The 12,804-nt window shown below is 61.2% G+C and carries 11 protein-coding genes; 7 read left to right on the forward strand and 4 right to left on the reverse strand.

The window, feature by feature from the left end; translation table 11 throughout:
- The first annotated feature begins 452 nt into the window (after window positions 1–452).
- Window positions 453–2,156, forward strand: coding sequence for a methyl-accepting chemotaxis protein (locus Q390_RS0109555; RefSeq protein WP_027995859.1), 1,704 nt, complete (start codon window positions 453–455; stop codon window positions 2,154–2,156).
- Between the two features lie 47 nt (window positions 2,157–2,203).
- On the opposite strand, the gene Q390_RS0109560 is transcribed toward Q390_RS0109555, so the two are convergent.
- Window positions 2,204–2,821, reverse strand: coding sequence for a response regulator (locus Q390_RS0109560; protein WP_027995860.1), 618 nt, complete (start codon window positions 2,819–2,821; stop codon window positions 2,204–2,206).
- A complete protein-coding gene (locus tag Q390_RS18105; protein ID WP_084153860.1) occupies window positions 2,818–3,918 on the reverse strand; it encodes a sensor histidine kinase in 1,101 nt (366 codons plus the stop codon). The genes Q390_RS0109560 and Q390_RS18105 overlap by 4 nt, the downstream gene beginning before the upstream one ends.
- Window positions 3,919–4,238: 320 nt before the next feature.
- Between Q390_RS18105 and Q390_RS0109570 the strand changes: the two genes are divergently transcribed.
- Window positions 4,239–5,264, forward strand: coding sequence for a ferritin-like domain-containing protein (locus Q390_RS0109570; RefSeq protein ID WP_027995861.1), 1,026 nt, complete (start codon window positions 4,239–4,241; stop codon window positions 5,262–5,264).
- A 10-nt stretch (window positions 5,265–5,274) separates the two neighbouring features.
- Complete coding sequence (locus Q390_RS0109575; RefSeq protein WP_027995862.1) at window positions 5,275–6,354, forward strand: 2Fe-2S iron-sulfur cluster-binding protein; 1,080 nt, start codon at window positions 5,275–5,277, stop codon at window positions 6,352–6,354.
- On the opposite strand, the gene Q390_RS0109580 is transcribed toward Q390_RS0109575, so the two are convergent.
- Entirely contained in the window at window positions 6,320–8,395 is a 2,076-nt protein-coding gene (locus Q390_RS0109580) for a sodium-translocating pyrophosphatase (protein WP_027995863.1), read from the reverse strand. The genes Q390_RS0109575 and Q390_RS0109580 overlap by 35 nt on opposite strands.
- 221 nt (window positions 8,396–8,616) lie before the next feature.
- Here Q390_RS0109580 and ppa point away from each other — a divergent pair, with 221 nt between their 5' ends.
- Together ppa and Q390_RS0109590 are read left to right on the forward strand one after the other, a co-directional pair.
- Complete coding sequence (ppa, locus tag Q390_RS0109585) at window positions 8,617–9,168, forward strand: inorganic diphosphatase (protein WP_027995864.1); 552 nt, start codon at window positions 8,617–8,619, stop codon at window positions 9,166–9,168.
- 106 nt (window positions 9,169–9,274) lie between these two features.
- Window positions 9,275–9,832, forward strand: a complete 558-nt coding sequence (locus tag Q390_RS0109590) for an NADPH-dependent FMN reductase (RefSeq protein WP_027995865.1) — start codon at window positions 9,275–9,277, stop codon at window positions 9,830–9,832.
- Window positions 9,833–9,964: 132 nt separating this feature from the next.
- On the opposite strand, the gene Q390_RS0109595 is transcribed toward Q390_RS0109590, so the two are convergent.
- On the reverse strand, window positions 9,965–10,612 hold the full coding sequence (locus Q390_RS0109595; protein WP_027995866.1) for an FMN-dependent NADH-azoreductase: 648 nt from the start codon (window positions 10,610–10,612) through the stop codon (window positions 9,965–9,967).
- Window positions 10,613–10,736: 124 nt separating this feature from the next.
- Between Q390_RS0109595 and Q390_RS0109600 the strand changes: the two genes are divergently transcribed.
- Both Q390_RS0109600 and Q390_RS0109605 read left to right on the forward strand, forming a co-directional pair.
- Complete coding sequence (locus Q390_RS0109600) at window positions 10,737–11,666, forward strand: LysR family transcriptional regulator (protein ID WP_027995867.1); 930 nt, start codon at window positions 10,737–10,739, stop codon at window positions 11,664–11,666.
- 129 nt (window positions 11,667–11,795) lie between these two features.
- Window positions 11,796–12,803, forward strand: a complete 1,008-nt coding sequence (locus Q390_RS0109605; RefSeq protein WP_027995868.1) for a sulfate ABC transporter substrate-binding protein — start codon at window positions 11,796–11,798, stop codon at window positions 12,801–12,803.
- Window position 12,804: the final 1 nt, after the last annotated feature.

The raw sequence follows: 12,804 nt of genomic DNA on the forward strand, positions 1-12,804 counted from the left end.
CGGTCGCGCCCCACACGGGCGCGTGGATTGAAACCACATCCTCCAATTCCACCAGGTACAGGGCAGCGAGTCGCGCCCCACACGGGCGCGTGGATTGAAACAGCCGCTCGCGCGCCTCGGCCAGCGATATGCCGGTCGCGCCCCACACGGGCGCATGGATTGAAACAGATCAAACATCAAGCACCTTTAAGCACGCCATCGTCGCGCCCCACACGGGCGCGTGGATTGAAACAACTGGCTTCGGCATATTGTGGTGGATTGATGAGAGAATGATAGTCAAAATAAGCCTCTAGCCCTTACGGGATAAGAGCTATAAGCTATCAATATCGATAATAAATATTGGTGGCAGCTCAATAAAATTAGCCTTGGTTGATGCTGTGAATTTAGGGAATTAGACGTGTTGTTTGTAAACAAATTGTAAAATTTGAATTCAATTTACCGACTCACGCGCCATGAAATCCATCAGTATCAAATTTTTGTTCAGCGCCGCTTTGGCCATCATTGCGGTGTTGGTGTTACTGCTTGGGGCCGCTGTGTCACGGTTAGAAGCGGCTTCTGAAGCCGTGACCCGTGCTGGTGAGACACGGTATGCCTCGTACCTGCTGGCAGACGAACTGCGGCAAAGTTCCGACGATCTGACGCGTTTGGTGCGCACCTATGCGGTCACGGGCGACCCGAAATGGGTGGCGCAGTACCAAGAGGTGCTGGACATTCGCAACGGCGTGCAGTTGCGCCCCAAGGATTATGAAAAAATTTATTGGGATTTCCGTGCTGCGGACATGGCTCCTAGCAAGGGCACCAGTCCTGCCGTGGCTTTGAGCGATTTGATGAAGCGGGCTGGTTTCAGCGCCGCCGAGTTGGCCAAGTTGGACGAAGCCGCTGCCTTGTCGAACGCACTGGTGAAGACCGAAGTAGCCGCCATGGACATCGTTAAGCGCCATCTGGATGCCAGTGCCAATGGCGCGGCGCAAGAGGGCGATGCTGACTTGGCTTCGGCCCGGGCGATGGTGCACGACGCTGAATACCACGCCAATAAAGCCAAAATCATGCAGCCGGTCGATCAGTTTTTGACTTTGCTGGACCAGCGCACGCAAAACGATATTGCTGCCGCACAGACCCGCAAGATGCGCTGGTTCTACGTCACTGCCGTCTTGTCTTTCTGCTTGTTGGGCACTTTGCTGCTAGTGTTTCTGTATGTTTATCGGCAGATTGCTTCGTCGCTGCGCCAAGCTATTCGCACCTCAGACGCGATGGCGTCGGGCGATTTGGCGACGCCGGTGCGAGTGCGCGGGCTGCGTGAAGTGGCCACTATGCTGAAGGCGATGCAAACCATGCAAGGCAGTTTGGTGGAAGTGGTGGCCAAAGTGCGCCAGGGCTCAGAGGCTTTGTCTTTGGCCAGTACGGAGATTGCCCAAGGCAACAACGACCTGAGCGCGCGCACCGAGCAGCAGGCCAGTGCGCTGGAAGAAACCGCAGCCAGCATGGAGCAGTTGTCCTCCACCGTGCAGCACAACGCCGAAAGCGCGCGCGAGGCCAATCAGCTGGTGATTGCAGCCTCCAACATCGCCGCCCAAGGCGGCGCGGTGGTCGGACAGGTGGTCGAGACCATGAAAGGTATCAATCAGGCCAGCCATCAGATCAACAGCATCATCAGCGTCATTGACGGCATTGCGTTTCAGACCAATATTTTGGCATTGAACGCTGCGGTCGAAGCCGCGCGCGCGGGTGAGCAGGGCCGGGGTTTTGCGGTGGTGGCGTCTGAGGTGCGTAGCTTGGCTGGACGTTCGGCAGATGCGGCCAAAGAAATCAAAACCCTGATCCAAAGCAGCGTTGAGCGCGTCGATCAAGGCAGTGTGCTGGTTGATAAGGCCGGTGCCACCATGGCTCAAGTGGTAGCTGCGATTGACCGCGTGACGCATTTGATGAGCGAGATCAGCGAGGCCAGCAAAGAGCAGGCGCTAGGTGTCAGCCAAGTGGGCGAGGCCATCCATCAAATGGACCAAGTGACGCAGCAAAACGCCGCGTTGGTCGAAGAAATGGCCGCCGAGGCCGTCAGTCTGCGCACCCAAGCCGCAGCGCTGGTGCAGGTGGTGGCGGTGTTCCATATCGGCGGCCATGGCGACGGCGCCCGGCCGATGGCGCTGGCGGCTCCTTGAGCGCCCTTTGAGCAAGCCGGGTGCGCGCGGGGTGTGCTCTGTCAGGCTCAGTCGACAAAGCCGTGGCGCATGGCGTACTGCACCATTTCAGCATTGCTTTGCAGGCCCAGCTTGCCCAGGATGCGCGTGCGGTGCGAGCCAATCGTCTTGACGCTCAGACACAGCTGCTCGCCAATTTCGGTCAGGGAAATGCCGCGTGTGATCATCAGCATCACCTGCATTTCGCGCGGCGACAGCGATTCATGTGAGGCAGCGATTTCTGTGGTCGGTTCGAGCGATACGCCCATTGGCATGTAGACATGGCCTGTGGCCACGCGGCGGATGGCGCGCAGCAGTTCTTCCGTGTCCACGTCCTTGGACAGATAGGCGTTGGCCCCCGAGCGCAACGCCAGTCGTGCGTACTGCGACTCGGCATACATCGACAGCATGATGACCGGCAGGCGCGGGCACTCAGCGCGCAGTGCCGTCAGCGTGTCAAAGCCGTTGCGTGCGCCCATGTTGATGTCCAGTAGTACCAAGTCGAACGCTTGCTGGCGCGCCAGCGCAATGGCCTCGGTGCCATCCGCGGCTTCTGCTGCCACATGCAGGTCGGCTTCGTCGGCCACCAAGCGCGCAATGCCGGCGCGAAAGATGGTGTGGTCGTCCACGATGAGCAGATTGATCATGCAAGCTCCCATTCTTCGGGCGCAAAGGTGCGCTGCAAGACAAGTTCTGTGCCACCTTCAGGGTGGGGCCGGATGTCCAGCGTAGCGCCGATTTCGTGCGCTCGTTCTTTCATGCTGTACAAGCCCATGGCGCCGGGGCGGTGGGGCTGCGTGTCAATGCCCACACCGTTGTCGCGCAGCGTCAGCAGGAGGGCGGCGTTGTCAGCCGTCAGCGCCAATGTCAGTTCCACCCGGGTGGCGGCGGCGTGCGAGGCGATGTTGGTCAGGGCTTGCTGCACGATGCGAAAAATTTGTGTCGATACGTCGCGTGGCAGGTTCAGCGCCTGGGGCGCGAGCGCGACCACCATGTCCATGCCATGGCGCTGGCCAAAGCGCTCCAGCGTCTGGCGCAGCGCCGCGCCCAGACCGAGCAAGTCCAGGCTGGCCGGGCGCAGTTCCTCGGAAATGGAGCGGGCGGTGATGATCGTTTCCTGCATCAGGCCCATCATGTCTTCGGCAATGCCATGCAGTTCGGGTAGCTGGGCTGCGCTGGTGCGGCGCAGCACCCGGGATAGGTCGAATTTGAGCGACGTGAGCATGCCGCCGAGCACGTCATGCACTTCGCGCGCCAAGCGGGCGCGCTCTTTCTCGCGCGCTGCATGGACCCGCTGGGCCAGTTCGCGCACCCGCTGCTGGGCGTGCATACGTTCGGTGATGTCCAGCGCCACGCCGGTCAGTGCCGGCCGGCCCATGCATTCCACCCGGGAGGCGTGCAGTTCCAAGTGCACCACGCTGCCATCCTTGCGCAGTCCCTTGGTGAAGTAATGGATAGAGGGGACTTCGCCCCGGATGCGCAGGTGGTAGTTGCGCATCACCTCCTCGATCGAGTCGGGAGTAATGCAGTCCACCAGGCGCCGACCAATGAACTCCTCGCGGCTGTAGCCAAACATGGCGGCAAAGGTGTCGTTGGCATACATGAAGCGTTCGTCAAGCACCACGTAAATGCCGGCCAGGGACTGGGTGACGATGGCGCGAAACGGCACATCGTCGAAAGCGACGGTGTGGGCAGCCGGGGTCGCTTGTGCGGTGGAGTGGGAAGGAGGCCGCGGTGCTGTCATAGGGCCATTGTGTGGCGTCCCGTGCTGCGCGCAACCACGGCAGCGGCGGGACTTTTCTTGTCAGTGCTGAGTCTTGATGTTCATCAAAAATCGGATGAACCGGCACCAGTGCTAACCCTCACCCTGATTCAGAAAACACCCCCTGTGCAAGGCAGCGGCACCCCCCTAGCATTGGTTTTGTCGCGATGGGTGCGCCAGACCCGGTAACCCGGTATTGGCATGGCAAGGCGATGAGAGGGAAAAAATGTGCTGCATGTATTTTTTCCTCTGCCACAGGGGCCGCTCGCAGCAGCCCTTTTATGAAAATCAAGGAGACATCAATGGCCAAGCATGAACATCTGGCAAAGCACATGGCGCTGCCACCCGCTACCGAGCAGCCCAACATCTATCCGCTGTCGTGGCACGCACACACGGAAAAACTCGAAGAAATCTGGGACGCGGCACAGCGTGAGCGTTGGGATCCAAAGGCGCTCAATTGGGACAGTTTTGATGTCGCCAGCTACTCGTGGGAAGAGCGCGAAGCCATTGCCTACTGGTGGACGATTCTGTCGGTGTTTGATGCCTCGGCGCCGCCAGTGTTTGCCGCTGCGCTGATCAAGACCTACGAAGCGCATGAAGAAGACCCGGTGCGCCGCTGCTTCTTCTCCGTCACCGCCGACGAGCAGAACCACGAGCAGATGTGCGGCCTGGCCATCACCAAGCTGCTGGAGCACCCCGATCCGCTGACCTATGTGCCCAAGACCGAAATCGGTCGCAAGGCGCAGCGCAACGCGCACTGGCTGTACTACAACGGCGGGCGTTACTGGAGCGGCTACAAAAACGCCGTGCCCAAATACAGCCTGGCCGTACTGTTCAGCTCCTTCCTGATGGGGGAAATTGCCGCCGCCACCATCTTTCACCAGATGGCCGCCAATTGCAGCGAGCCGGTGTTCAAGGAAGCGTTCCGCAACATTGGCCGCGACGAGGGCCGCCACATGGCCATCTGTATGCAGCTGATGGAGCGCGACTACCCCAAGATGGACGTGGCCGACAAGCCGCTGATCACCAAGCAAATTCGTGCCGGTTACCTGTTCCTGTCGGGCGTGCTGTTCGAGCCACCAGAGGACTTCTGGGACGTGCCCGAAGACTTTGTCACTTGGCAACGTGAGATCGAGGCGGTGGCGCGTGGTGCCGGTTTCTTCATCCCCGAATACGAGGAAAAGAAGAAAAACTGGAAAACCGCCATGCTCAACCTCAAGGGTGTGCTGGACAAGTACGACATCGCCTTCCCGGCGATCCCAGAAGTTGGTATCTCGGGCGAAGAAGTGACCGACGCCGACATGGTTGACATCATCCCCGTGTTCTAAGGAGACACCGATGACCAGCGTGCGCTTGCATCCTTCCGGCCACTCGGTGGAGGTTCCGCAAGGGGCCACTGTCCTGGAAGCTCTAGAAAAATCCGGCTTTGCCCTGCCCAATAACTGCCGTGCTGGCGCCTGTGGCGAGTGCAAGGTGAAAGTGCTGGAGGGCGAGTTCGATCAAGGCTTCGTCTTGGATATGGCCTTGTCGGAGGAGGAGCGTGCGCAGGGCTTTGGCCTGATGTGCATGGCCAAGCCCGTCTCACCCGAACTGGTCATCGAGTGGGGCACGGTCGATGCCAAGCCCAAGCTGTTCCCGCCGCGCGAAGGCCAGCCCTTCGTGGTGACCGATCGCATTGACCGCACCCCGCGCATCACCGAACTGCGGCTGCGGCCGCAGCGCGATGCGATGCGCTACTGGCCAGGCCAGTACGTGATGCTGGGCGATCCGGCTGCCGGCGTGCCGCTGCGCAGTTATTCGATTGCCAATGCACCCCGCAGCGATGGCGAGGTGGTGCTGCAGATTACGCGCCAATCCGATGGACTGACCAGTAACTGGGTGCATGACACCCTGTTGCCCGGCAGCAAGGTCAAGATCAACGGCCCGTACGGCACCTTCATTGGTGACCCGTCGGTAGAGACCCCGGTGCTGTGCCTGGCGGCCGGTTCGGGCCTGGCGCCCATCCTGGCACTGACGGAGGCGGCGCTGCGGCGCACCTATGGCGAGGCGGTGACGCTGCTGTTTTCAGCGGCGACGCAGGACGATCTGTACGACGCCGGCATGATGGCCTGGTGGTCGGCCCGACACCGCAATTTCCGCTACCGCCCGACGCTCACGCGTGGCACGCCCAAAGACCCCAAAGGCCTGCAAGGGCGCATTCCGACGCTGTTGCCGACCCTGTTCCGTGACCTGTCGCAGCACAGTGTGTTTGTTGCCGGCACGCCGCAGTTTGTGGCCGATTGCGTGGCGGCGGCGAAGGCGCTCGGTGCCCGGTCCGAGCTGGTACATACCGAAGGCTATTACCCGCAAAGCCCGCCGCTGACGCCCACGGCGGACCAGTTGGTCAGCTGTGGAACTTCACCACCAGCGGCACGATGAGCAGCGCCACGATGTTGATGATTTTGATCAGCGGATTGATGGCTGGGCCAGCGGTGTCTTTGTAGGGGTCGCCCACGGTGTCGCCGGTGACGGCGGCTTTGTGCGCCTCGCTGCCCTTGCCGCCGTGGTGGCCGTCTTCGACATATTTCTTCGCGTTGTCCCAGGCGCCGCCGCCGGTACACATCGAAATCGCCACAAACAGACCGGTGACGATGGTGCCCATCAGCAGGCCGCCCAACGCTTTGGGGCCCAGCAGCAGGCCGACGGCAATTGGCACCACCACTGGCAGCAGGCTGGGTACCACCATTTCCTTGATGGCGGCGCTGGTCAGCATGTCCACTGCACGGCCGTATTCGGGCTTGGCGGTGCCATCCATGATGCCGGGAATGTCGCGGAACTGGCGCCGCACCTCCACCACCACGGCACCAGCAGCGCGGCCCACGGCTTCCATCGCCATGGCGCCAAACAAATAGGGAATCAGCCCGCCGATGAACAGGCCGACGATCACCATCGGGTCACTCAGGTTGAAGCTGATGGCCTGGCCGTAGCTTTCCAACTTGTGCGTGTAGTCGGCAAACAGCACCAGCGCGGCCAGTCCTGCTGAACCGATGGCGTAGCCCTTGGTCACCGCCTTGGTGGTGTTGCCGACCGCGTCGAGCGGGTCGGTCACGGCGCGCACTTCGGGCGGCATATCGGCCATTTCGGCAATACCGCCGGCGTTGTCGGTGATGGGGCCATAGGCGTCCAGCGCCACCACAATGCCGGCCATGCTGAGCATGGCAGTGGCGGCGACGGCAATGCCATACAAGCCGGCCAGTTGGTAGGACACCAAAATGGCGGCGCAGACAAAAATTACCGGCCAAGCGGTGGAGCGCATCGACACGCCCAGACCGGCAATGATGTTGGTGCCGTGGCCGGTGGTCGATGCTTGGGCGATGTGTTGCACCGGTGCGTACTGCGTGCCGGTATAGAACTCGGTGATCCAGACCAGCGCCGCCGTCAGCACCAGGCCGGTGGCGCAGGCGCCAAACAGGCGCATCTGGCTGCCGCTGGCGGCAATGGCGTTGTCGGGAATGATCCAGGCGGTGACGAACCAGAAGGCGATCAGCGACAGCACGCCGGCCATCGCCAAGCCCTTGTACAGCGCCGGCATGACGTTCTTCATGCCGGGCGAGGCCTTGACGAAGAAGCAGCCAATGATCGACGCGACGATGGACACGGCGCCCAGCGCCAGCGGGTACAGCACGGCATGAGTGGGTGCGGTGGCCACCATCAGCGCGCCCAGCACCATGGTGGCAATCAGCGTGACAGCATAGGTTTCAAACAGGTCGGCCGCCATGCCGGCGCAGTCGCCGACGTTGTCACCGACGTTGTCGGCAATCACCGCCGGGTTGCGCGGGTCGTCCTCGGGGATGCCGGCCTCGACCTTGCCGACCAGGTCGGCCCCGACGTCGGCGCCTTTGGTGAAGATGCCGCCGCCCAGGCGCGCAAAGATGGAGATCAGCGACGAGCCAAAGGCAAAGCCGATCAGGGGGTTGAGCAGGCTGGCCAGCGTGCCGTCGGCCACCGGATGGCTACCCACCAGATACCAATAAAACCCGGTGACGCCCAGCAGCCCCAAGCCGACCACCAACATGCCAGTGATGGCGCCGCCGCGAAATGCCACATCCAGCGCCGGGCCGATGCCTTGCGTGGCGGCCTGGGCGGTGCGCACGTTGGCGCGCACCGACACGTTCATGCCAATAAAGCCGCAGGCGCCCGAGAGCACGGCACCGATGATGAAGCCGGCGGCGGTTTTTGTGTCCAAAAACACCCCAATCAGCACCGCTAGCACCACGCCGACGATGGCAATGGTCCTGTATTGGCGTGCCAGATAGGCGGCGGCGCCGGCCTGAATGGCGCCGGCGATCTCTTGCATCCGGGCGTTGCCCGGGTCTTTGGCCAGGATCCAGCTGCGTGCCCAGATGCCGTAGGCCACCGCAATCAGGCCGCAAACTAGGGCCAGGATGAGAGGGGAAGTCAGTGCTGTAGTTGCAGCCATTCTTTTCTCCAGGTGTTGTATCGCACGGAAAGAGGCACAACGCAGGCGTTGTGTCTCCGCTGCGTTGCTTCCTCGATCTCTGCTTGGAGACGATTGGCCAACCAAGTCAATTTACCTTGAAACGGCGTCTGCAAGCGCGGTGAAAGGGGCGTGCCAGTAAAATGAGGGTTAATCCCGACACCCGATCCTGTCTCCCATCAACCAACCTACGACCGACAACCATGTCCCTGAACAAAGTCACCCCCGGCAACAATGTGCCTGAGTCCTTCAACGTCGTCATTGAAATCCCCATGGATTCCGATCCGATCAAGTACGAAGTCGATAAAGAGTCGGGCGCCATCTTCGTTGATCGCTTCATGACTACGGCCATGTACTACCCGTCCAACTATGGTTACGTGCCGCAAACGCTCAGCGGCGATGGCGATCCGGTCGATGTGCTGGTCATTACGCCGTATGCGCTGGTGCCTGGTGTGGTGGTGCCTTGCCGTGCCCTCGGTATCCTGAAAATGGAAGACGAAGCCGGCATCGACGGCAAGGTGCTGGCTGTGCCCACCAACAAGGTGCTGGGCATGTACTCGGCCTGGAAGAACATTGAAGACGTGAATCCTGCACGCCTGAAGGCCCTGAGCCACTTTTTTGAGCACTACAAAGACCTGGAAGAAGGCAAGTGGGTCAAGGTGCTGGGCTGGGAAGGCATTGACGAAGCGCACAAAGAAATTCTGGAAGGCCTGGAGAACTACCGCAGCGCCTTGGCTGCCAAAGTCGCCGTCTGATTTCAGATCACGGCCCACAACCTGCCCGCAGCGATGCCGGCAGGTTTTTTTATGCGCGCCTATCATGGCTGGCCGCGCCCTCGCGGTGCATGCTTCAGGAGATTTTATGGGCCAGTACACCATTGCCGTCGTTGTCGGCAGCCTGCGCAAAGATTCTTTCAACCGCCAACTTGCCACGGCGCTGAGCCGGCTCGGGCCGGACGATTTTCAGTTTGCCTCCATCGAGATTGGCGATTTGCCGTTGTACAACCAGGACAATGACAGCCACCCTGCAGCCTCGGTGCAGCGCCTGAAGGCGGCGATTGCTGGCGCCGATGGCGTGCTGTTTGTCACGCCCGAATACAACCGCTCCATCCCTGGCGTGCTGAAAAACGCCCTCGACAATGCCTCACGCCCTTATGGCGACAGCGCCTGGGCAGGCAAACCGGCTGGCGTGATCGGTGTGTCGATCGGTGCCATTGGCACAGCGTTGGCGCAGCAGCATTTGCGCAACGTGCTGGCGTACCTCGATATGCCGACGTTGGCGCAGCCTGAAGCGTTCATCCAGGCCAAGGAAGGCCTGTTTGATGCCGATGGCAACGTCGGTGCCGGCAGCCATGATTTTTTGCAGGGCTGGATGAAGCAGTACGCGGACTGGGTTAGAAAGCACGCGAAAAAATCATAAAACAATAGCTGCCAGCGCTTATGCCCTAAAGCTTACAGGCTGTTTTGATGCAAAAAACCGGTGGTGCGCTGGTTTTTTGTTGCCCCGATGTGGCGTCATCGGCCGGCCGCGATTCGTGGCGGTGTGGTGCGTTCAGGCGGCCTGCATGTCACGGGCTGGGGTTGGGTGGGATGCGGCGTGCTCACGGATGCTTTGCGTCGCACTGGCCAGAGCGGCGGCCTTGGCGGCCTCGCCCATGCCGACCCCCTCGGCGCGCACAAAGCGCACATCGGTTACGCCAAAAAATCCCAGCACCGTTTGCAGGTAGCTTTCTTGGTGCTCCATCGCGCGGCCGCCTTCGCTGGTGGAGTAAACGCCGCCTCGGCTGGAGGCAATGATCACCGTCTTGCCGGTGGCCAGGCCTTCAGGGCCGCTCGCGGTGTAGCGGAAGGTGCGGCCAGGCTGGGCAATGCGGTCGATCCAGGCCTTGAGCTGGCTCGGAATGCTGAAGTTGTAGAACGGCGCGCCGATCACCACCACGTCGGCCGCCAAGAACTGGCTGACCAACTGCTCGGACACTGCGTTTTCGCGCTGCTGTGCGGCGCTCAAGTCCTCGGTCTGGCCGGTGCGCGGCGCCATGGCGTCGCTGGTGAAGTGGGCCGGTGCGTTGGCTACCAAGTCCAGGTAGCTGACCTGGGTGCCCGGGTGCTGGGCTTGCCAGGCAGCCACAGTTTGGGCGGTGAGCTGGCGTGAGACGGAGTTTGCGCCGGTGATGGCGGAGTCGATATGGAGCAGTTGCATGGTGTGTCCTTGGTCATTGGCCACAGGGTGTGGCGATATAGGGATTGTAAAATTGGTGCGATTAATAGATAAGTACCTGAATTTGCGCTTATTAGTCCTGTTTTTGGAACAATAAAGACTGGCCATGCACGATCTCAATGACATGCTGTACTTTGCTGAGGTGGTCGAGCGCGGTGGTTTTGCCGCGGCCGGGCGGGCCCTGGGCATTCCCAAATCGCGCCTGTCACGCCGTGTCGCCGCACTCGAAGCCCAGCTGGGCGTGCGCCTGCTGCAGCGCACCACGCGCCAGCTCTCGCTGACCGAGGTGGGTGAGGCCTATTTGCGCCATTGCCAAGCGCTGCGTGAAACCGCTCAGGCAGCGGCGGACACGGTGGCCCAGGTACAGACCGAGCCGCGCGGCACGGTGCGCGTCACTTGCCCGACGACGCTGGCGCAAACCGTCCTGGCCGATCTGATGCCGCCTTTTTTGGCGCGCTACCCGCAGGTGCGCGTGGAAATGCAGGTCAGCAACCGCGTCGTTAATCTGGTCGAGGAGGGTGTGGATGTGGCGTTGCGCGTGCGCACCACGCTGGACGACAGCGCCAGCATGGTGGTCAAGCGGCTGGACGAGGCAACGCAGATTTTGGTCGCCAGCCCGACCCTGTTGGCACGCCAGGGCGTGCCGCGCACGCTGGAAGACCTGGCACGGCTGGACAGCATGGCCATGTCGGCCAGCGACGGACGCACCAGCCTGCGGCTGATCGGGCCCGAGGGGAGCGAGCACACCTTGCACCACAGCCCACGTTATGTGGTGGATGATCTGCTGACGCTGCAGGGCGCGGCGCTGGCCGGGACTGGCATGTGCTGGTTGCCCGACTACCTGTGTCACGATGCGGTGCGCGCCGGGCAGCTGGTGCATTTGCTGCCGGGCTGGGCGCCGCAGCGCGGCATCGTGCACGCGGTATTTCCCTCGCGCCGTGGGCTGTCGCCGGCGGTGCGGCAGTTTTTGGATTATTTGGGGGAGGCCATGCCCGGCTGCAGCAGCCAGGCCACGCGCCGGGCTGTGCCGGCTTGACAGGTGGCGCTATGGAGTAAACCGGTTATATATTCAAAAATTAATAAATTAACAATAATATATTCTTTTGAGTTTTAAGTCTGCCTCCGCACAATCGCGCCATTCCCCTATTTTCGGATGGTGCGTGCTATGACTTCTTTTCCTTTCAAATCTTTACTGGCTGCGGTCGCTTTGGCGACCGCGGGTGTCGCTGGCGCCCAGACCACTACTTTGCTGAACGCTTCGTACGACGTGGCGCGCGAGTTCTACAAGGACATCAACCCGGCCTTTGTCGCCCACTACAAAAAGGCCACCGGCAAAGAGGTGAAGATTGACCAGGCCCATGGCGGCTCCAGCGCCCAGGCACGTGCCGTCAACGACGGTCTGGCGGCCGACGTGGTGACCTTCAATACCACCACCGACGTGCAGTTTCTGGCCGACAACGGTGTGGTCGCCAAGGACTGGGCGAAGAAATTCCCCAACGATGCGTCGCCCACCACTTCCACCATGCTGTTTCTGGTGCGCAAGGGCAATCCGAAAAATATCAGGGATTGGGATGATTTGACCAAGCCGGGCGTGCAGGTCATCGTCGTCAACCCCAAGACCGGCGGCAACGGCCGCTACGCCTATTTGGGCGCCTGGGGCAGCGTGCGCGAAAAGGGCGGTACTGACGCGCAGGCGGCGGAATTTGTCGGCAAGCTGTACAAGAACGTGCCGGTGCTGGCCAAGGGTGGGCGTGATGCCACGGCGACCTTCTTGCAGCGTAACATTGGCGACGTGCTGATCACCTTTGAATCCGAAGTGGTGTCGGTGAACCGCGAGTTTGGTGCCGGCAAGGTCGATGTGGTGTACCCGTCGGTCAGCGTGACGGCGGAGAACCCGGTGGCGGTGGTTGAGCGCACCGTAGCCAAAAAGGGCACGGCTGAAGTGGCCAAGGCGTATCTGGACTTTCTCTACACCGACGAGGCGCAAGAGATTGCTGCCAAGCACGCCATCCGCCCACGCTCTGAGGCGGTGCTGAAAAAGCATGCCGATCTGTTCAAGCCGATCAAGCAGTTCACTGTGGCCAAGTACTTTGGTTCATTGAGCGAGGCGCAGAAGGTGCATTTCAACGACGGTGGCCAGTTCGACAAGCTCTACACCCCCGGCGCCAAATAAG

The organism is Simplicispira psychrophila DSM 11588 (assembly GCF_000688255.1).
In the GTDB taxonomy this organism is placed as follows: domain Bacteria; phylum Pseudomonadota; class Gammaproteobacteria; order Burkholderiales; family Burkholderiaceae_C; genus Simplicispira; species Simplicispira psychrophila.